A 20,462-nucleotide genomic window follows, 5' to 3' on the forward strand; every position below is an offset into this window, starting at 1 on the left:
CCGACCCGACAGGACCACCACACCGAGAGGGGACATCCATGTTCCGTACGATGCTGAAATCCAAGATCCACCGCGCCACGGTCACCCAGTGCGATCTGAACTACGTCGGCTCCCTCACCATCGATGCTGATCTCATGGACGCCGCCGATCTGCTCCCCGGCGAACTTATCCACCTGGTGGACATCAACAACAGCAACCGGTTCGAGACCTATGTGATCGAGGGTCCCCGCGGCAGCGGTGTCATTGGTGTCAACGGCGCCGCGGCCCGCCTCGTCCAAAACGGCGACCTCGTCATCATCATCGCCTACGCGACGGTGCCCGACGGCGACGCGGCCAAGCTAGCTCCCAACGTGGTGTTCGTGGACGAGCACAACCGGGTCGTGCACCTCGCCTCCGCCCTCGCCTCCGCTCCCGCCGGCTACGGACTGACCGCCGGGGACACGGTGGAGGAGGGGTGATTCCCCCGACCTGGCGGTACGTCTGGAACAACAGCGCCGACCCGCGCATCGTACGGGCCCACACCTTGGCCGATGCCGCCGTCACCGCACGGCCCCGGGTCACGCTGTCCTGGCCGGACGGCGAGGGGCTGGTGCTGGCGTATGGCGGCCTGCCCCAGGGGCTGACGCACGTGCTGCCGTTCCTGGAGCAGCAGCGCGGTACGCCGTCGCACCGAATCCGGCGAGGCACTACCTGGACCGCCCTCGTGTCCGGCCGGGCCGCTCCGGGCGCCGACATCCTCTCCGTCGGCGTGCTGCGCGACCGTGTCCCGGAACGGCTGCCGCGGCACCGCCTGCTGCTGCCGTTCCGGGTCACCCTGGGGGTGCCAGTCGGGCCCGACCCGCAGGAGGTACTGCGCAGGCTCTCCCGCAAGGCTCGGCAGCAGCACTCGCGAGAGCTCCGCTCCCACCGCCGCACCCTGGAAGTGGCCACCGGCGAGAAGGGCTTCGCATTCTTCTACGACGACATGCACCGGCCGACCATGGCGAACCGGCACGGTGACTCCGCCCGATCCGAGGACCGGGAGAGCGCGCGCGTGTGTCTCTTCCAGCGCGGTGTGCTCTTCTTCCTGCGGGAGTCAGACCGGCGCGTGGCGGGGATGCTGTGCCGGCTCGAAGGCCGGACCTTGGTGATCCGTCTGGCTGGCGTGGACCAGGGCAGCGACCAGGCGTATGGCTCGGGCACCTACTTGGCGATGTACGTGCTGATCCTGCAGTGGGCGGCTGAGCACGGCCTGACACGGGTGGACCTTTCGGGGTGCGAGCCGTTCCTGAGCAAGGGGATTTTTCAGTTCAAGCGAAAGATGCACCCGGAAGTGGTCCTGCCCAGCAACCACTTCGCGAACAAACGGCTCCTGCTGCAGGTCCGCCGGGACACCCCGTCCGTCCGCGACTTCTTGGCCGCGAATCCCTTGCTCGGGTTCGGCCCGGAGCAGGGGTTCGAGGCGGTCTACTTCCACGACGACGACCGTCCGCCCCGGCTCGACCTGCGGTGGAGCTGCCCCGGCGTGCAAGGGCATCGCCTCGTCGACCTGGACGACTTCCTCGCCGGCCTGCCGGGCCCGTCGCGGCGGACCTCCGCTGTCCACCCCCATCTTCCCTGACGATTGCACCAGGAGCGCGTGATGTGCGGCATTGCCGGCTGGATCGACTTCTCCCGGGACCTCACCCTGGAACGGCAGACCGTGGAGGCCATGACCGGTTCCCTGTACCGGAGGGGCCCGGATTCCGAGGGGGTGTGGCTCGCACCGCACGTCGCCCTCGGTCACCGGCGCCTGGCCATCGTCGACCTGGAGGGCGGCAAGCAGCCCATGGTGGCGCTCCGACGCTCACCTGAGGGCCCCGTGGTGTTGACGTACAGCGGCGAAGTGTACAACTTCCGCGAGCTGCGGGCGCAGTTGATCGCGCGCGGTCACCACTTCGAGACCGTCTCCGACACCGAGGTCGTGCTGCACGCCTACCTGGAGTGGGGCGCTGCCTTTGTCGATCACCTGACCGGGATGTTCGCCTTGGCAATCTGGGACGCCGGCCGTGAGGAGCTGCTCCTCGTACGTGACCGGCTCGGTGTGAAGCCCCTGTACTACCACGTCTACGGCGGCGGCCTGCTGTTCGGCTCGGAGCCCAAGGCGATTCTGGCCAACCCGCTGTTCACAGCGCGCACCAGCGAGGACAAACTCCCCATTCTGTTCAACCCGCGCCTGTCCATGCCAGGAGAGACACCTTTCACCGATCTGCGGCAGGTGCAGCCGGGCCATCTCGTGCGCTTCGCCCGGTCGGGGGCGCACGAGACGCCCTACTGGCGGCTGGTGAGCCGGGAGCATCACGATGACGCCGCGACCACCGTGGCACGGGTCCGCGAGATCCTGGAGGATGTCGTCCGCCACCAGTTGGTGGCGGACGTGGAGCTGTGCTGCCTGCTGTCTGGCGGCCTGGACTCGTCGGTCATCACCGCCCTGGCCGCCGCTCACCACCCGCGGAGGCTGCGCTCCTTCTCCGTCGACTTCGAGGGCGCCGAGGACGACTTCCGCGCCACCGCTCTGCGCCCCGAACGCGACACTCCCTTCGCCCTGTCCGCTGCCGCCCATCTAAGGGTCGACCACACCGCGATCACCCTCGACCCCGAGGCGCTGTCCACGGTCGTACCGGAGATCCTCCTTGCCCGCGATTTGCCCAGCCTCGGACAGTTCGACTCCTCGATGTACCTACTCTTCCAAGCGATTCGGGAGCGGTCCACGGTTGCCCTGTCGGGTGAGGCGGCTGACGAAGTGTTCGGCGGCTACCCCTGGTTCTTCGATCACGCCACCGTCTGGGGTGACACCTTTCCCTGGCTCGGCAATAGCCCCCGCCTCACGGACTGCCTGGCACCCGATGCCCGGGCCCGGATCCGTCCGGACGACGACGAACGCGACCGGTACGCCACGCTTCGCGCCCGTGTGCCGCGCCTGACCGGCGAGTCCGGCCGGCAGGCCCGGATGCGTGAGGTCCTCTATCTGAGCCTGCAAGGGCCGCTCGTGTACCTCCTCGACCGCAAGGACCGGATGAGCATGGCCGTGGGGCTGGAGGTGCGGGTGCCCTTCTGCGACCATAAGCTCCTGGAGTACGTGTGGAACGTGCCGTGGAAGATGAAGATGGCCGACGGCCGCGAGAAGAGTCTGCTCCGCGCCGCTGCCGCCGACCTGCTCCCCGGCGAGGTGCTGCGACGCCGCAAGAGCGCCTACCCCGCGACCTTCTCGCCGGCCCACGCCAAGTCCGTCCGCGCTGCCCTGGACGCCGTGCTGGACGACCGCGACTCGCCGTTGAGCGGGCTGCTGGACATCCCCAAGGTGCGGGAACTCGCCGCCAGCCAGGGCGAGATGATGACGATGGCGGACAACCTGCACCTGCTGCTGCCCCTGATCGAGGTGGACCGCTGGATGCGGAGTTACAACGTCTCACTGACCGCATGATTACCCAACTGCCCGAGCGTCCGACGGATCGAGCGAGGAGACAACAATGACAAGCGGCAGGGCCAAACTCTGGCGCCTGGCTGAGGAGTTCTGGGCGTGGCGTACGGCCACCCAGCCCGACTCCTACGACGACGTCACCCGGGTCGAGCGACCGGCCGGCTGGCTGCCTGACTGGTCGTCCGACGCCATCGCTGAACGGCGAAGTGTCCTGGCCCAGTTCAAGCGCCGCCATGGCGACCTCCACGTTCCGACGGAACTGGTCGCCAACCAGGTCGACACCGCCCTGTTGGGTTCCGCGCTCGCTCGAGTGCACTGGGAGCTGGATCTATTGCGCGCCTGGCGCCGCAACCCCTGCTTCTACCTCGACCAGGCACTGGTGCCCGTCTACAACCTGCTGCTCCAGCCACCGCCATGGCCCGGTACGCGCGGTCAGGACGTAGTGGCCCTCCTCGGTCATGTGCCGAAGATCCTGGAGCAGGCGAAACACAACCTCAGCGGACATGCGGCAGGCCCCTTTGCCCGGTACGCGCTGCGCCTGCTCGACACCGCAGACGAGGCGCTGGGGACGGCCATGACGGCATTGGCCCCGTTCCTGACGACTGTGCAGGCGGAAGAGATTGCCGCCGTCACTGGCACCGCGCAACGCGCACTCGTGGGCTACCGGGAGTGGCTGCGGGATCACCTACCCACCTTCAGGGCGTCGATCAGTATCGGCCCGAAAGCCTTCCGCTACTTTCTGTACAACGTTGCCCTGCTGCCGTACCCGGTGGAGCAGCTGCTGGAAATGGGCCGCCAGGAGTACGCCCGCACAGCCGCGGCCGAACTCGTGCTGCGTCGCCGCCACCGGAACCTGCCCGAGCCAGCGCTCCTCGCCGACACTGCGCGGCAGGTCGAGCAACAGCGCACCGACGAGCAGGACATCCGGGCCTTCCTGCGTCGCGAAGGCATCATCGACCTCCCCGACGACCTGCGCCACTATCGCAATGCCTGCATGCCCCCGTACCTGGAACCACTGACGTGGCTCGGCGTCCCGCACTACATCGCCTCAGCGCGGCGCCCCGGCGACAACGCATTGCGGTACCTCCGTGCGCCCCGGGCGGACCTGCCCTACTTCCAGCGCGTCGAGGCCTACGATCCGCGCGTGGGCGTCGTCCACGAGGGCGTACACGCCTGGCAGTCGGCGCTCGCCTGGCGCCATCCCAATCCGTTGCGGCGCCACTATTTCGATTCGGCGGCCAATGAGGGCATCGCCTTTCACGCCGAGGAACTTGCCCTGCACGCAGGACTATTCCAGGATGCCCCGGCGAGCGCCCTGTTCGTGGTGAACGCGATGCGCCTTCGTGCTCTGCGGGTAGAGGTCGACATCTCCCTTGCCGTCGGCGAACTCACCCTGGAAGAGGCCGCTGCCAGGCTGGTCGAGCGGGTCCCTATGGACCCCGCCACGGCTTGGGAGGAAGCGGCATTCTCCGCCGGGCACCCGGGCCAGGGGCTGAGCTATCTCACCGGCAAGATCCAGATCCACGACCTCCTCGCTGAGGCTGCCCAGCGCGAGGGCGACACATGGAGCCTTGCTTCCTTCATGGGTCGCCTGTGGCGCGAGGGCAACGTTCCCCTTGCTCTGCAGCGTTGGGAGCTACTTGGTGACCAGGGCCATGTAGCGGCAGCTCGACAATTCGGAGGTGACCGCGATGCGCCTGCGACGGAACTGGCCGAAGCCGGTCGCAGGTGACGAGCGCGACACCCGCCAGAACAGCGGGAGCAGTTCTCGCTGCCGGTCGGAATCCTGGCAGGCCGAGCCTGCGGCTCACACGCTCGCTACTACCACGCAGCCAAAATCAATTTGTTCGGCTCCCTCGACGGTTCCGAATATTGCTGAGCATGCAATGAAAGAGCGGATGCAGCCAGGAAAGAGAGGGGCGTGGACCAGCAAGTGGCATTTTATGCTGTTGGCTTTTCGGCCACCGCCGTAGCCGTGCAAGTCAGCTCCTTAGATGACTCGCATGCTCTGACTGTCCACGATGCTCGCATTCCGGGGTTTCTCGCCGCCGAGTGAGCCACCACTCAACTACCTAACGAAAATGTCACACCGGACGACAATGCAGACGCCATCTAAGTCCGGCATAGACATTAAGCCATGTTTCCTCGCAGCCTTGATCACGTCGCAACAATCCGCTAGGTTGACAATATCTTGCGGAGCCTCCTGCTTAGTAGGGAACTCGAATGTCAACACACTCTCGGCTTGGCCTATTGCGCGATCCGGATTTCGGACGTTTGTTTGCCGCCACCGCGCTCGGACAGCTGGGCGATCGCATCATTTTTCTGGCATTACCTCTGGTCGCAATCTTGGCATTGAACGTGGATGAGTTCCAGGTCGGCGCACTGACCGCGATGACAGCGGCAGGCTCGCTCCTGGTTGGGCTGCCGGCAGGCGCGTGGGTGGATCGCATGCGGAAGCGATCGGTGATGATCACCACTGATTTCGCGAGGGCGCTGGTCCTCCTGACGATACCGGCGGCATGGTGGGCAGACATTCTAACCATCTGGTGGCTCTATGTAGTCGCATTGATTCATGGCGTGCTGACTGTTTTCTTCGATGTCGCGTACGTTAGTTATCTTCCACACTTGGTGGGACGTGACAACCTTGTCGAAGGGAACTCGAAACTCTCGGCCATACGCTCGGTGACGAGTATCAGTGGACCAGCCGCAGGAGGGCCGCTAATCGGCTTGGTCGGAGCCCCCGTAACGCTCTTGGCGAGTTCGGCCGGACTGGCCATGTCGGGTTTGCTGGCGGCCAGCATCCGCAAACGTGAGGAGAAGCCCGAGCCGCATGAAAACCCTCGACTGGGGCGAGAAGTCAAGGAGGGATTGAAGTTCGTCCTCAAGCATCCAACCCTGCGCGCCATCATGATGGGGGATGCGATCTTCAATCTCTTCCTGGTTATGTATCAAACCATGTTGCTGGTCTTTCTGGAGAGGGAGATCGGTCTTGAGTCCTTTGGTATCGGCCTCATCTTGTCGGGAATGGGCTGCGGTGCCTTGGCGGGCGCATTGTTGGCAAGCAAGATCTCGAAGAGAATCGGGCAAGGTCCGGTAATCTGGCTTGCGCCACTTGTCACGTGTCCTCTGGCAGCCCTGATGCCGTTGGCGCACCCCGGCTGGAGCGTGGCTGTGGCAGCGATCGGGCTCGCGGCTCTTTCGCTGGGTGGAGTAGTCCGCTTTGTGACTCAATCAAGCTTCCAGCAGGCCCTCACTCCCGATCAACTCTTGGGCCGAATGAACGCTACAGCTCGGTTCGTCTCCTGGGGCGGCATTCCTCTGGGTGGGTTCTTGGGTGGCGCATTGGGCTCTATGTTCGGAGCAACAACAACATTGTGGATCGGTACAGTCGGCATGATGATGAGCATGCTTCCAAACTTCCTGTCACCGCTTCGCAGGATGCGCGACTTGCCCCAAGGTGAAGGCCTCGAACTCGTGCGGAACCATGACGGGATGAAATCTCCGGAATGAGGTTGCTGGTAGGCGTCGGCACATGATTAGACGGCCGAGAAGCCGCATCCTCGAAGGAAGCATTCTATGCGTATCGGTGTCCGAATCCTTCCATCAGAGAGTTGGAAGATCGCCCAACGTACTTGGCGCCTGGCTGACCAGATGGGCTTCGATCATGCATGGACCTACGACCACGTGGCTTGGCGCGAGCGCATCGGACAGACATGGTTCGCTGCGATGCCAACACTTGCGGCTGCTGCAGGAGTGACTGAGCGTATTCGCTTGGGAACCTTGGTATCCTCACCCAACTTCCGCCATCCTGTGCCATTCGCGAAAGAGATCGTGACCCTTGATGACCTATCGAGCGGACGCTTCATATTGGGGCTTGGGGCGGGTTCCGGCGGTGTCGATGCTGAAACGCTAGGAAACGAACCATGGTCGATAGCCGAACGCTTCCGAAGATTCAATGAGTTCGTCGAGTTGACAGACAAATTGCTTCGCACGTCAATCACCGACCACTCGGGACGATACTACGGAGCGAAACGTGTTTGTATAGATCCGAGTAGCCAAGCGAGAGCAAGAGTACCGATCGCTGTTGCGGCCACCGGCCGGAAGGGCATGAAGACTGCCGCGCGATACGCTGATATCTGGGTGACCAACGGATACTCTTCAAAACCCGGAGTGATTGCACCATGTGTCGATCCGTCGTTGGTGCAGTATCAGATCGGCGAACTGTCACGAATCTGCGAGGAGCAGAATCGTGACCCGATCAGCATCCGCAAGCTCGTACACCTCGGCCAGGATCGGTCAGTCCTTGAATCACGGGAGGTCTTCGCCAAGACTGCGATTCAATATCGCGATATGGGTGTAACTGACCTGGTCTTTCCATTGACGCACGAGACATCAAGCGCTCACGCAGATATGAAAGTGCTGGAGCAGATAGCCACCGACGTGCTCCCGCAGCTTTCGCCCAAGAATGAGCGTGTGCCATCCTGAAGTCGCTGGTCAGCAGGGCTGGCGTGACGTTCGCCCAGCGGGTGTGAGTTCTTGATGCTGCGGTAGTGATGCGGCTCTGACCTGTGGTCCCGCTGATGTCATGAGACAGTCCCGAGGGGCCTTTTGGGGGAGGGTGCCGACGTTTTCAACGCGTCAGCTCGAAGGCGGCGGCGAGGTCTCGTACGTCGGAACTCGCTGAGGTGGCCGAGGAGATCACGGTATTGCGCCTCCTGGAGTTGACGCGACGAGAGTGCGAAGGAAGAGACGCCGAGGTTTGCGTGGCGGAGTCGTGCCGTATGGCCCCACCGCGTAGCCCGTCCCGTGGCCGTGCCGGTGTAGTTCTTCCATTGTCTGAACACCGGCGTCGACCCCCGGCATGTCGTCCGGCGGGACGAGAGCGTGTAGTTTTTCTGCCCACTCCCAGCCCAGATCGCGGAGGACAGTTCGAGCTTCTTCCTGCTCCCAGCCGCTTCGCGCCACCAGTCCGTGACGGGGATCAGTCGAGAAGACCATGTCGGGGTTCGTCATCATCACGCCGTCTCCCCGTCGCGCTCTGCGGCCTGCGATTCTTCGGCGCTTCCGTCGACCTGTGGAGGCCAGGCAGCGAGCTGGAAGCGTGCCGGACGGTCTTCGTGCCGTCCGACTCGGCATTCGTCGCCGGCCCTACCAAGGGTCTTGTTCATCCGTGCGACGAAGCGGCCGTACTGTTCGTGCCAAATTACGGCCTTGCCCGCCTCCTCGTACGCGTCGGTTCTGGCGAAGGCCAAGGCCGCGATCTCGTACCCCAGATCTTCGTGCTTTGACCAGCAGGGCGGGATGACGTCCTGCGGCTGCCAGGCATATGTCCAGTTGAGCCACCGGCACACAGAGTCGAGCCATGAGGGCATCGGTGCGATCAACTCGGCTGACAGGGAACCAAGATCCCACGGGGTGGGGCCGTCGACCACGGACTCCTCCGCGCTCCGAGCAGCGATGTACTCCAAGATCAGCACGGGTGGTTCGGGGAAAGGACGGAAGTGGGCCAGCGGATTCGTCATGCCGCAGTCGCCTCCTCGCGTGCAGACCAGGCGGCGGCGTGAGCCTTCGCCTGGTTCTTCTTCGCGGTGGCCTGTTGCGAGCGTTCTGCCTCGTTGGCTGCCCGAAGATCGTGGATGTGTCCCTCGATCTCAGACCAGGACTTCCAGGTCCACATGCCGTCGAGGCGGGTCACGACAGGCGGAAGGTTGTCCGCGAGCACCAGTGCGTGGCCTTCAGGCAGAGCCCTGATCTCATCCCCACGCAGGACCGGTTCCAGCGCCATATGCGTGGCTGTCGAGTGCCCTCCGCGCTCTCCCCCAGTCGTGGTCTTCGAAGTACGCTCACGTTCGACCTGCCCGCACAGGTCGGACATGTCCTTGAGGAAGGCGGGGTCCTTCGCGCCGCCGAACACGACGACGTGGTTGGTGAACGCCGCCAGTTCGTTTGCGGTGTCCTCGCCGAAGCGGGCGCGGGCGGATGCCCAACCTTGGAGGCCGTAGATCACGGTGATGCCGCGGCCTCGGCCGTCAGCGACGCGTTGGCGAAGGGAGGGGATCGGCGCGACGTTCGGTGCCTCGTCCAGGGCGGCCAGGAGGGGTGGGTCGAGCCGCCCGGCCGGCGATGCGATGGCGTGAGCTTCGGCGATGTCCAGGAGGTCCTCGGTCACCGCCGTGGTCAACGGTGCTACGGAGTTCACCTCCGAGTCCTTGCCCAACAGGTAGATGGTGCCCTCTGCGTCGAGGAACTCGTGAAAATCGGTGGGGGCCTCACCGTCTCCCTGGAGGGCACGGATCACCGACTGGTGCATGAGGGGCTCAAGGGCCGCGTCGAGGGTCGAGGCGGTGTTGCCGACGGTTCGACTGTCACCCGTGGTCGCCGTCCGGAGCATCTCTGCCCAGCCAGGGCCGGCGCCGGGGTGGGCATTGAGGATGCCGAGCGGCGCTGGATCGGTCAGCTTGCGCGCCCACTTCAAGACCCAGTCGATGTTGGCACCGTCGAGGGCCGCGGCGTGGAAGAAGGCGGCCAGGATCTTGGACGCCTGGCCTTTGTAGAAGGAGCTGCCTTCGCTGGACTGTGCCGCGGACCCGGGAGCCCGGGACCCGGCGACGAACGCTTTGGCCCGCATCATCGCGATCTCCGTTTCCGAGGCACCCGCGATTGGCGACCACCTGAATCTGGGCAGCGAAGGGGCGATGTTCTGCGGGTCGAAGACCATGACCGGTCGTCCATCACGCCGCCGCGCATCGAGGGTCAGTTCCACAAGGTCCGGCTTGGTCGAGGTGGCGAGCACCGGACCGGCCCACTTGCGGATGGTCGGTGCGAAGAATCGCAGGGTCTTCCCGCTGCCCATGGGGCCAATGACTCGGCATGCCTTGTCGGCTCGGGACCACAGCTGTACGCCCTTGGGACGTTGCGAGGTACCAAGCGCATAGCCGAAGTCGTGGGGATCAAGGGCGTGATGCATGGCGTGCTCCGCAACAAGATGGGGGGAGGGGGAGTCAGGAACCGGTGGAACGGTCCTTCGCGAGGCTCACCGCTGGTGTGCGGGCGGGGTGGTCTTCACCGCGGGCAAGGGAAGGACGGATCTCCGTTGCCTTCAGGACCGCTTTGACCGACATCTGACGCCTGAGCTGTGACTTTGCGGCGAACCCGGCGCTGCGTCGCCCTCGGTTCGTCAGAATCCAGAGCGTCAGCATGGCCACTCCGCACACGGCGGTCACGGCGGTCACGGCGTACAGGGTCAGGGAGATCCCGCTCGGCATGAGGTCCACTACTCGGTGCTCCGTGCGACCCGGGCTGCGAGATAGCGCATGCGCCGGCCGCAGAGCCCGGAGAGGGACGCGTCGGGCCCGGCACAGCGCGGTGGAGCCGTGTGGAAGGCGCTGTGCAGGTCTTCCGCCGCTCGCCAGATGTGGGTGACGGCCGTACGGACGCGACCACCGGTGGCGGAGTAGTCGCCGTGATCCAGCACAGTGGCGAGTGCCTTCGTGCGGCGGGCGAGTTCGAGGGCATCGGCGTGCAGCTGGTCGATGTCCTGCCGCACCGTGTGCTCGTCCGCCAGGAGCGTGGCCTCGTCGGTCGCGGTGCTCATGAGGCGTGCGTGCTTTGTATCTGCGTAGAAGGGGTTGGCCGGGGCGAGGTGGCGTCGTCTGGTCATTTGGTGTCCGGGGAGGTGCTGGTGAGATCCGTCATCGAGCCGGAGGAGAAGCACAGGTGCTGTTCGGCTTCGACCAGGAGGTGTTGGACGCCGGGGTAAATGACTTCTCCGACTTTCCACAGCGCGATCCCACGGCGCAGGCGCATGATGTGCTCGGCCGTCCACGACGGAAGTCCCAGACGAGCCACCGTTGCTTCCGCTTCGGACTTCTTCTGGCTGTAGATGACGATGGTGTCCGCCATCTTCAGAGCCGCTTGGGTCTCCGGACTGTCGTCAATGTCCGACAGATGATGAACGATGAAAATGCAGGACAGCCCATATCCGCGTGCGAACTTGAGGAACTTCTCCAGGAGCGCGGCCAGTTGGGGGGTTCCGAGAATGTGCCACGCCTCTTCGCAGACGAGGATGCGCTTGCGCTGCGTATAGCGTCGGCAGCTCGATTTCGGGTTCGGCCCGAGTTCCCAGGCACCGGAGTTCTCGTCGACCACGACGTGCTCGTGCTGGTTGGGCTCAGACCCGCACTCGCAGAGAGGCCGCAGCCAGACCTCTTCGAGGAAGACGGAGATTACGGCGACGAGAATCGTCATGGCGACACCGCCGCTGGGCACCTTCGTCAGGTCGAAGACGACCATGTTGGCATCAAGATCCACGCCGAGGCTGGTCGGTCCGTCGAGCATGCCGGTGAGGTCGCCGGTCGTGTCCTGCTCGTTCCCGCAGAGCCGGTCCAGCACGTACGACGCTTCCAGTCCGTCCCCGAGAAGTTCGTCCCGCGTCCGCTTCTTGGCTTTGGCGTCGGACTCCTCCGGGGAGCGGAGCGCGGTGGCGACGTCGGCCAGGACGGGTGTGCGGCTCAGGCTGCCCGCCCGCTCATGAGCGCGCCGGATGGCGAGGCGCAACGCTGAGCCGGCGAACTCGTCCAGGGGCTTACCAAGCCCGAGTTCAACGATCGTCCGGACCAGTTCGATCTGGCGCTTGCCCGCGATCGCGGGGTCCATCGGGTTGATGCAGGAGGCCCCCCGCCCGCCGCCCGGGGTGAACTTCACGGGCGCGTTCCCCGTCAGCGAACGCCCCAGTGCCGCCCATTCGCCCTCTTCCCGTTCCTTCTGTTCCTTGGTGTCGAGCACGACCACCTGTCGACCGAGGCGGATCTGCCGGGCCGTGTAGGTCTTGGTGAGCGCGCTCTTTCCGCGACCCGTGTCCCCCATCACGATCATGTTCCCGCCGGGCAAGCCATCGCCGAAGGCGCTGAAAGGGCAGTAGATGAAGGCTTTGCCGGAGTAGAGCTCCCGGCCGATGATGGCGCCGGCCGTGCCCAGGGTCGGCGGCGCGATGGGCAGGTACAGAGCCTGGCTCGTGGTCGTTTCGGTGTAGAGGGGACGGCGCGCCGTCTCGTACATCGGGGCCAGCGGCGTGAGGTCGAGCAGGTCAGTCACTTGATCCCTCCGGCGAGCGGCAGCGTGGTGGCGAAGGCCCTGGCGTGTTCGAGGTCGAGCCACTCCACGCGGAGGTGGGCGTTGCGGGCGCGGGAAGCAGTGGTGCGCTTCGTGCGCTCCAGCTCTTCGGCACTGCGTGTGGAGATGGTGATGTAGCCGACGACGGCTGAGCCGGCCGCGCCCGACGAGGCGAGGGCCATGCCTCGCGAACCGGTGGCGGTCGCCGCGATCTGGTCGCGCGGGTCGATGTTCTTTCCGCGCTGTCGGTCTCGGTGCATTTCGGCCTGGTTGTTCGTGTCCTCCGCCAGCATCCGCTCCACGGCCTTGTCGTTCGGCTCAAGCTGCTGGGTGATCGAGATCGTGCGGATCACGTCGGGCATTCCGATCAGCAACGGGGCCAGGAAGTCGGGCCCAACGGGAGTGGTGGGCCACCCGACGATGGCGGCCGTGGCGTGGAACCAGCTGTTGGTGGACCCGGCGGCGCGGGTTGCGACGTGCGAGCCCTGACGGACGTCGACATTGCGTGGGAATGCGTGCGCCCGCTGAAGCTCCGTATCCCAGATCGCGTGGTCGGGGTCGTAACTGTTGCGGATGAAGGCGGTCATCCGGCCTTCGTCCAGGGGGGCGATCACTGTGAGATCGGCATCCTCAGCGCGCGACCACAGTTCTTCCAAGTACGCGGACATCGCCGTGGCGACTCCTTCGTCACCGGTGCCGCGGGCTGCGCCGTCGGCGGCCAGGTCGCGGGTGAACTTCGCATGGATGGTGATGTAGTAACGGTGTTCCTCCGCCGAGGTCGATACGGCGTTGGCCAGGACGTTGTACGAATCCTTCAGCCACTGCGGAGCATCGGCCGTGGCCGCAGATTTGTCCCGCTGCGCGATGAACCGCTGATGGGCATACGGATCGCTCTTCATCTGACGGGCGATGACCTGAATCCGCTTTACCGGGTGCTCTTCCACGTTGCCGAAGGCATCGAGCAACTCGCCCCACCGCTCAAGGGCGACGACCTGTTCTCCGACCTCCATTCCCCCCAGGCCGGGGGAGGCGATCTCCAGCGAGGCGGTGACACAACGGGCCTCCGGTTGGAGCACGATGACCGCTTGCTGACCGCGCACCGTGACCGGCACCCACGTCATTCCGGCGATGCCCTCCGGCTCCACGAGGGCCGCCTGAGGCGGCGTGCCGTCACGGCCCATGCCTGCCTCGAAGGCAGGGGACACCCACACGCCGCCGGTGCGGCGGAGCGCTTGACGGTGATATCGGCTGATTCTCCACCAGCGGTACAGGGTCCGGCGCTGCGAAGTGCCCTTGGGCCGGTAGGGGGCGTAGACGACCACCAGCGCAAGCAGGACCGGCAGGATCAAGCTGATCGCGGCCACGACCGTCGCGCCGTTGAAGATGTAGCCGAGCAGGATGCCGGTGGCCACGCCGCCCCCAAGCACGACCTGTTCACCGAGGTCCCGACGGCCCACCAGCCCTGTGGGCCGGTGCTTTCCGAACTGATACGTACGAGTCGACATGGGTCACTGATCCTTGCTGGGGTCCGGCCCGCCAGGTGTTTGACCACCAGACGGCCGAGAAGACGGAGGGGGAGCGATCGAAGGGCCGGAGCCGGAGGTGGTACCCGAGGCCGAGGAGGGAGGAGGCGCAGCCGCGTGGGGAGAGGGAGCTGGTGTCACGGGTGCCTGCGCCGTACCCGGACCCGAGCTGACAACCGGGTCGGATGTCGCTCCCTGCGGGCGGGCGGTCGCCGGTGCGCCGGAAGATCCAGCGCTGTCCCTGCCTTGACCGCTTTGGCCCTGCTCAGAGCCGCCCTTGGCAGCATCCGTTCCCTGCATGCCGGGGGAACTCGTCGCCTTGTTTTTCACTACGTCAGCCCCGGCCTTGGTGACAGCAGCCGCAGCACCAATCGGTCCGGCTGCTGCCGTACCGCCGCCGACAGTCGAAGCAGACGCTTTGCCACCGGCCGAAGCAGCCGCCTTACCGCCGGCCGCCTTGCCACCGCCCCCGACCAACGAGTCCTGAACGTGGCTGTTGATGGCGCGGTTCGCGTGCTGGCCAGGTCCGTCCACGACAGCAGCCGGGCCCGAGGACTGAGCGTTCTTCCGGTCCTGGTGGAGCTGGGCCATCTCGTCCCCGAAGGCGGGCACCCACTTGTAGAGGGTGCCTGAGGCGAACACGGCGAGCAGGAGGATTAGCGCGCCCACCAAGATCCTGGAAACTGCGTCGGACATGGTTCCCGAGGTGTCACTGAGGATCGCGCCACCCAGCCCGAGCAGTGCGAAGAGGACGGGTTTCGTGAGGCCGATCGCGATGATCGCGCCAATCCACTTCTTGCTCTTGCCCCACAGATCCTTGTCCACCAAGCCCGCGTTCACGATGGGGCCGAGCGCGACAGCCACATAGATCGCCGCGCTGCGGATCAGGAGCTCCACCCACATCAGCAGCGCGCCGAACATCATGATCAGATTCACGATCAGCAGCTGACCTACGCCCTGCGTGGGATTCGCCGCCATGACCTTGAGGAGATTTCCCAGGAACGGCTTGAAGTTCGAGGTTGCATACGGCTCAAAAATGGCCGTGACCTCGTCAATCGCCTTCATCAGCAAGGCGATTGCGCCCGGCGTCATCGCGTTGACTGCGAACTGGAGGAGCAGGAACCCGATCGCCTCGGAGACAGCCGTGGTCACCGCGACTCCGCGGACGGCCCGTTTGGCGACAGCGATCAACCACAGGGCCACTGTGAAGAGCGAGGAGGCCGCGAAGATGATCGCGTACTGCTTGAGAAAACCACTGCTCGTCAGGTCAATCTTCGTGGTGTTCTGCATCAGTTCCAGCATCTTGCGCAGGAACCAGATGTTGGCCTCCGTGAGCTTCTGGAGCAAGAAGCCCAGAGGGTCCTTGACGAAGTCGATTGCCGCCTTCGTCTCACACACCATCGGGATGTAGCAGAACGGGTTGGCGACCGCCGACGGTACGAAAATGAAGCCGATGACAACGTTGATCCACATCACCGCCTGAAGGCGGCGGCTCCAGCGACCCGGCGTGCTCCGCTCGATGGTCAGGAGCCCTGGGGCATCATCACGCAAACGCAGGCGCATTGCTGGCACCTCCCACGTCCACGAAACTGTCAGCTGGCGCGGCCTCTTCCGCTGCGGGCGGGGACGGCACGAGCGGTTCGGAGGGGGTGACCGCAGTCGTCTTCCACGTTCCGTCCGTCCAAGTGAGATCAACCGTCATGCGCAGGTAGGCGATCTGCGGGCGCTGCGTCTCGTCCTTGCCTGCGATACCGCCCACTGAAGCGGTCCACAGCTCGATACTCGCGGCATGATCTGAATAGGAAACGGAACGGGTGGCGAGCGCCGCTGTCCGTGTGACCAGCTCTCCACCATCCGTAGTCTTGCCGTCACCGCCGAGCCCCCGGTTCTCCACAACCAGCTGCGCCGTCGAGTCGGCATCCGACCTGACCGTGCCCAGGACGCTCGGCGCGGCAGTGGCGGCCAGCATCTTGTGCCGCCAGTTGTCATCGGTGAAGAACCGCGGGTCGCCGTAGAGCATCGCGGCGCTTGTGGCTGCTGCGCGGGCCCCGCGCTCACTCCGCTCGTAGCCTGCGGGAAACCCGTCCTCACCGGTGGCGCCGCTCAGAACCGGGTCTTTCGCAGCACCAGGCACGTAGCCGGAGAAGTCGCTCGTGACGTTGGAGGTCTGGCGGGCATCGATGGGAGCGACCAGTCCGCTCGTGCTCGAACTGTCTCGGAACTTCCAGTCGTTGGACTCCCAGGTGAGAGTGACAGTGACGGCCTGAAAGGCCGTCTTCGGCGTCGAGTGCCCTGCCGCGCTACCGCGGACCGTTGTTGTCCACAGGCGGATCATGGCCTTGTTCGTGTCGAAGCCGAGCACATGAGCGGAGAGCACGCCGGTACGGGCGAGGGCCTGCTGCGGATGGACCTTGGCGTTGTCGCCGCGAAGTGCGCCGACTGCCTGACCAACGGCATGGTCGGCCTTCTTGGTTGCTGTCGACGCCGCAGCGTCGGCGGCCATCACCGTCGCGGCTCGGTGGCGCGCGTTCTTGTTCAGCAGGAATGAGACGCTGCCGCGAACAGTCGTGTAGTTGGCCGCTGCCGCCTTTGCGCCGGCCTGGGTACGTGGATAGCCCACCGGCACCCCGTGATGCACGCGCATGCGTTCCCCCCTCGGCTTCGGGGCCGTGTGCGCCGTCGAGGACTTGGCGGGGGAAGGCGTTGATGCACTGCCGGTGGACAGGCTGACGATCATTCCGGCAGCGGTAACGACCGCTACCCCCCCTGCCGCGATGCCCCAGAGCTTCGCTGATGACGGGTGCACCCCGTCGCGTTTCGCGGAGGCATCGTTCCTCCTCCAGAATCCCGTAGTCATGGGTCACACACCCATGGCGTAGGTGATGGCGACGAGCGTCCCGAGAGACGCCACGAGGAAGATGCAGGTCAGGCCGCCCACCATCATGCCCTTGCCGCGCGAGCTGTCCATGGTGGAGTGGCCCTCGCCGAACCACCCCTTCGATTTGCCGACACCAATGAGGAACGCACCGACGCCGACAGCGAGTACGACGGCCGCGATTGCGCTGAGGATGACCTTCGTCGTCGTCCCCAGCGATCCGAAGGGTCCCCAATCGGGTTTGACGCCGGTTACTACGTCAGCTCCTGCGGCGAGGCTGGTGTGGAGGGAGGGATCGGCGGCGACAGTAAGGAGGTTATACATTTGAATCCCTTTACTATGGAATACAACAAATATGGCTTTTGTTGGAATTAGCCGACGTGCCGCATCGCGGTGATCTGCGGTTTCCAGTAACTGAGTGGCCTGATCCGCACCTGGGCGCCCGTGTGTGGGGCGTCGATGACCTGGCCGTCGCCGATGTACATGCCGACGTGTTCTGGGCCGGCGCTGCCGGGGACGCTGAACAACAGGTCGCCGGGCCTTAGTTGACTGACAGACTTGACCGCGGTCCCTGAACGCACCTGGTCATAGGTGACTCGGGGCAGGTTCACGCCGGCCGAGGCCCAGGCCATCTTGGTGAGCGAAGAACAGTCGCAACCGCCCTGCCCCTTGTACGGAGCGACGCATTCGCCGCCCCACTGGTACCAAGTCCCCAGGGCCGTCTTAGCTGCGGAGATGGCGCGGGCGCTCCCCTTGCCCGCAGGCAGGTCGGGGTTGACCGCCGCAGCCCACTTCGCCGCCAAGTCACGGATGTCCCGTACGTAGTTGCGAGTCTCGGGGTAGGGAGGGACGCCGCCGTACTTGGTCACGGCGCCGCCGCCCGCGTTGTACGCGGCGAGCATGTTGTCCGTGGAGTCCCCGGGTACGGCCTTGACCTCCTTGGCCAAGACGCAGTCGTAGTTGGCCTGCGCGGCAATCGCGTCGGCCGGGTTCCAGATGTCCTTGAGCCCGTCGCCGTCGCCATCCATGCCGTACTGAGCCCAGGTGGCAGGCATGAACTGAGCGATCCCGAGGGCGTCCACGGGGGATTTGGCCTTGGGGTTGAACTTGCTCTCTGTGTAGAGCTGAGCGGCCAGGAGCGACGCTGTGACCTGCGGGCACTTCCCGGCGTACTTGCCGATGAGTACGCGCACCCAGCCGGGGACAGGGGCGTCGGTTGTGATGCTGCCGCCCGGCCCGGTCTCCTGTGCGGACGCGCTGCCGGACCCGCCGAACGTAGTTAGCAGAGCGATACCCGAGATGACACCAGCCGTGACAAGTCCCAGGCCGGTTTGTATCCCCTTGTTCACCGCAGCCCCGTCACGCCCACGGCAGCGCAGTGACGCGCCAGCCGTGGGGGGTCTGCTCAAGGCGGAGCGCGAGCTGTTCGCTGCTGCGGCCCGCGCGCCCGGACTTCGGCGTCGTCGTGAGTATGTAGCCGACCCGAACCAGGCCGGAGGACTGTGTCACGGCTGGTGCGCCGTCAGGCACCGCAGCTGAAGTGACCTTGACTGTCTGGCGGGCCTTCTCGGCCCGCAACGCGGCCCACGCGGCGTCCTGACTCGGCCGCTTCTGGGCCAGGATGCCCGCGAGTTCGCCTGTTGAAAGCCGAGCCGCCCGAGCGCCTGCATCGGCGTACGAGCTGTCCTTGCCATCGCGGGCGTCGCGCGAAGCATAGGCCGTGGCGAAGGCCCGCGCCGTGCGCTCAACATTCTTCGGCAGAAAGGCATTTGAGGGCGACACAGGGGGTGTCGCGCTGGGTGAACCGGTCTCCGTGACGCCTGCCGAAACGGAGTGCGGTTGTGCAGCCGCAGGCTCGGGCGGACCGTCAGTCGAGCTGGAGCATCCAGTAGCCAGAGCGACAACGGAAGCCGCTATACCTATTCCCATGGATATCGGCATGAAGCGTTCTGAATGAGGCATGCCGGAACCACCATCTTGCGTAGGAGGCAGGGAGAGGTCAGACGGAGAACGTGTGGGCCGCACTGCACTTGGTGGGGCGTGCCTTGCCCTTCGCCACGCAGACCCTGATCTTGTGGGTGCCCTGGAAGAGGGTCGGGGTCTTCCAGGAGCAGCTGCCGTTGTTGTAGGAGTCCGTGACCGTGGTGAGCAGACGGCCGTCGTTCGCCAGGATCTGGACCGCTGCCTTGCGGCCATCCGTCTTGATGTCACATGCGGTGACTCGGCCGTTGACGTGGTTGTAGTAGCCCTCGGCACCGCTTCCGCTGGAAACCCACCAGCCGGAGCTGGCGGACGCCGACGCGGTGGAGAGCGCGGTGGCGGCAAGCGCCGCCCCCAGGGCGATGGGCAGGGTTCGCTTAAAGGATCCGGATGTCAACACGGAGTTGCTCCTCAGGGAGGATCGGTTGCATGTGGTGGTCGCGCTGCCGTGACCGCGCCTGTAAAGGCGGACACCCCGCCTGTCGGGACAGTGGGCAGGGGCGTCGGCGATTCGGCAGGCCCGCGCAAGAGTTCACGGGAGGGCGGGTGTTGCCGCCCAGGGGGAGGGGCCGCAACACCCCTTCGCAAGAGGGGAACTACTCCTGCGGTTGATACCGGCGTTTGCCGGAGATTTGAAGGGGGGGGATTCTTCGCGGGCCTGTTCGAGGTGCTTCTTGCTCACGAGACCGCTAGGTAGAGACGTACACGAGCGGCGCCTCTACATATCAGGGCGCCTTGAATCGTGAAGAGCAAAAAAGGGCTGGGTTCGCGGCTGAAGCCGTCACTCATATCAAGGACATCAACCCGTTCTCTCAGTAAAAGAGAGGTTCGATAGGGGAACCTCCAGCGGCCAAGATTGCGCCTTGCGGCGTTGGCCGTGCCTGAATCCTCACAGAGGTCCGCGGGCAACTCGAATCAGTGAAAAAGTCTGAACCTAGTTCCTAGAAGTAGGTTCAGACTTCCGTGGTGGCGAGGCTATTTCAAGCTGTTCATATTGATCAGAGACTCATGGGATTCACTCGGCGAGGATGTAGCGGACGTGTGGGGCTGGCGTTGTCAGCGGTGGAAGAACCTGCGTGTTTCGGCGACGAGTTCGGCCTGGTTCCTGGCCCGGTGGGGGTGGGGGAAGGCTGTGTTTGAGGTCGGCGTTGACCAGCTCGTCCGGGCTCAGTTCAAGTGCCTACAAGAGTGTTGGGCTGAGTGCCCGTCGACCACCGTGGGGACCGTGTGGCCGAAGTGCCCGACGAGCCGCTCCAGAAGCAGCCCTCACGGTGGCGTCGAGGATCTCGGTGCAGACCATGAAGTGCATCCGGTCCTTGGCGCTGCTCGCGGACATCGCGTTCGCCAAGAACCGGTTGCCCGTGAGCCGCACGGTGTGGGTGCTGCCCTTCTTGCCCGGGTGCGATCGGTGACTCATCGGACAGGACACTAACCTGGTCGGCGAAGGGGACCTCCCCGCCCTTGGCCTTCGCCCTGGCCCGGATCGCCGGCCACCGTGGTAGAGCTTCGCGATCAGGTCATCGATCAGGATCCG

General features: G+C 65.1%; 18 protein-coding genes. 6 read left to right on the forward strand and 12 right to left on the reverse strand.

Going from position 1 to position 20,462, the window contains the following annotated elements:
- The first annotated feature begins 38 nt into the window (after positions 1-38).
- The 6 genes from panD (at position 39) to ABCR94_RS37530 (ending at position 7,924) form a co-directional block, all read left to right on the forward strand.
- Positions 39-458, forward strand: coding sequence for an aspartate 1-decarboxylase (gene panD, locus ABCR94_RS37505; protein ID WP_347125848.1), 420 nt, complete (start codon positions 39-41; stop codon positions 456-458).
- Positions 455-1,600, forward strand: coding sequence for a GNAT family N-acetyltransferase (locus ABCR94_RS37510; protein ID WP_347125850.1), 1,146 nt, complete (start codon positions 455-457; stop codon positions 1,598-1,600). The genes panD and ABCR94_RS37510 overlap by 4 nt, the downstream gene beginning before the upstream one ends.
- A 21-nt stretch (positions 1,601-1,621) precedes the next feature.
- On the forward strand, positions 1,622-3,442 hold the full coding sequence (asnB, locus tag ABCR94_RS37515) for an asparagine synthase (glutamine-hydrolyzing) (RefSeq protein ID WP_347125851.1): 1,821 nt from the start codon (positions 1,622-1,624) through the stop codon (positions 3,440-3,442).
- Positions 3,443-3,488: 46 nt separating this feature from the next.
- Complete coding sequence (locus tag ABCR94_RS37520; RefSeq protein WP_347125852.1) at positions 3,489-5,171, forward strand: DUF885 family protein; 1,683 nt, start codon at positions 3,489-3,491, stop codon at positions 5,169-5,171.
- A 518-nt stretch (positions 5,172-5,689) separates the two neighbouring features.
- On the forward strand, positions 5,690-6,949 hold the full coding sequence (locus tag ABCR94_RS37525) for an MFS transporter (protein ID WP_347125853.1): 1,260 nt from the start codon (positions 5,690-5,692) through the stop codon (positions 6,947-6,949).
- A gap of 66 nt (positions 6,950-7,015) precedes the next feature.
- Positions 7,016-7,924: an LLM class flavin-dependent oxidoreductase gene (locus tag ABCR94_RS37530; protein ID WP_347125855.1), complete on the forward strand. Its 909-nt coding sequence runs from the start codon at positions 7,016-7,018 to the stop codon at positions 7,922-7,924.
- A gap of 530 nt (positions 7,925-8,454) precedes the next feature.
- On the opposite strand, the gene ABCR94_RS37535 is transcribed toward ABCR94_RS37530, so the two are convergent.
- From ABCR94_RS37535 to ABCR94_RS37590, 12 genes are all read right to left on the reverse strand, one after another.
- Positions 8,455-8,961 carry a hypothetical protein gene (locus ABCR94_RS37535; RefSeq protein WP_347125857.1) on the reverse strand — a complete coding sequence of 169 codons (507 nt, stop codon included), beginning with the start codon at positions 8,959-8,961 and terminating at the stop codon, positions 8,455-8,457.
- Positions 8,958-10,292, reverse strand: coding sequence for a type IV secretory system conjugative DNA transfer family protein (locus ABCR94_RS37540; protein ID WP_347125858.1), 1,335 nt, complete (start codon positions 10,290-10,292; stop codon positions 8,958-8,960). Before ABCR94_RS37540 ends, ABCR94_RS37535 begins: the two co-directional genes overlap by 4 nt.
- A 148-nt stretch (positions 10,293-10,440) precedes the next feature.
- Positions 10,441-10,713 (reverse strand): hypothetical protein, encoded by a 273-nt coding sequence (locus tag ABCR94_RS37545; protein ID WP_347125859.1) that lies wholly within the window; start codon positions 10,711-10,713, stop codon positions 10,441-10,443.
- Positions 10,713-11,033 carry a DUF6238 family protein gene (locus ABCR94_RS37550; RefSeq protein ID WP_347125861.1) on the reverse strand — a complete coding sequence of 107 codons (321 nt, stop codon included), beginning with the start codon at positions 11,031-11,033 and terminating at the stop codon, positions 10,713-10,715. The genes ABCR94_RS37545 and ABCR94_RS37550 overlap by 1 nt, the downstream gene beginning before the upstream one ends.
- A 62-nt stretch (positions 11,034-11,095) precedes the next feature.
- A complete protein-coding gene (locus ABCR94_RS37555) occupies positions 11,096-12,532 on the reverse strand; it encodes a putative type IV secretion/conjugal transfer ATPase (RefSeq protein ID WP_347125863.1) in 1,437 nt (478 codons plus the stop codon).
- Complete coding sequence (locus tag ABCR94_RS37560) at positions 12,529-14,055, reverse strand: SCO6880 family protein (RefSeq protein WP_347125864.1); 1,527 nt, start codon at positions 14,053-14,055, stop codon at positions 12,529-12,531. Before ABCR94_RS37560 ends, ABCR94_RS37555 begins: the two co-directional genes overlap by 4 nt.
- 3 nt (positions 14,056-14,058) lie before the next feature.
- The gene (locus tag ABCR94_RS37565; RefSeq protein WP_347125866.1) at positions 14,059-15,636 is read right to left on the reverse strand and encodes a hypothetical protein; all 1,578 of its coding nucleotides are present in this window, start codon (positions 15,634-15,636) and stop codon (positions 14,059-14,061) included.
- Entirely contained in the window at positions 15,617-16,810 is a 1,194-nt protein-coding gene (locus tag ABCR94_RS37570; protein WP_347125867.1) for a hypothetical protein, read from the reverse strand. The genes ABCR94_RS37565 and ABCR94_RS37570 overlap by 20 nt, the downstream gene beginning before the upstream one ends.
- Before the next feature lie 123 nt (positions 16,811-16,933).
- The gene (locus ABCR94_RS37575; protein WP_347125868.1) at positions 16,934-17,272 is read right to left on the reverse strand and encodes a DUF8827 family protein; all 339 of its coding nucleotides are present in this window, start codon (positions 17,270-17,272) and stop codon (positions 16,934-16,936) included.
- A gap of 47 nt (positions 17,273-17,319) precedes the next feature.
- Complete coding sequence (locus tag ABCR94_RS37580) at positions 17,320-18,297, reverse strand: bifunctional lytic transglycosylase/C40 family peptidase (protein WP_347125870.1); 978 nt, start codon at positions 18,295-18,297, stop codon at positions 17,320-17,322.
- Between the two features lie 10 nt (positions 18,298-18,307).
- Positions 18,308-18,730: a hypothetical protein gene (locus ABCR94_RS37585; protein WP_347125871.1), complete on the reverse strand. Its 423-nt coding sequence runs from the start codon at positions 18,728-18,730 to the stop codon at positions 18,308-18,310.
- Positions 18,731-18,947: 217 nt separating this feature from the next.
- Positions 18,948-19,328, reverse strand: coding sequence for a hypothetical protein (locus ABCR94_RS37590; RefSeq protein WP_347125873.1), 381 nt, complete (start codon positions 19,326-19,328; stop codon positions 18,948-18,950).
- Between the last annotated feature and the right edge of the window lie 1,134 nt (positions 19,329-20,462).

Source organism: Streptomyces changchenzhani, assembly GCF_039766235.1.
Taxonomy (GTDB): Bacteria; Actinomycetota; Actinomycetes; order Streptomycetales; family Streptomycetaceae; genus Streptomyces.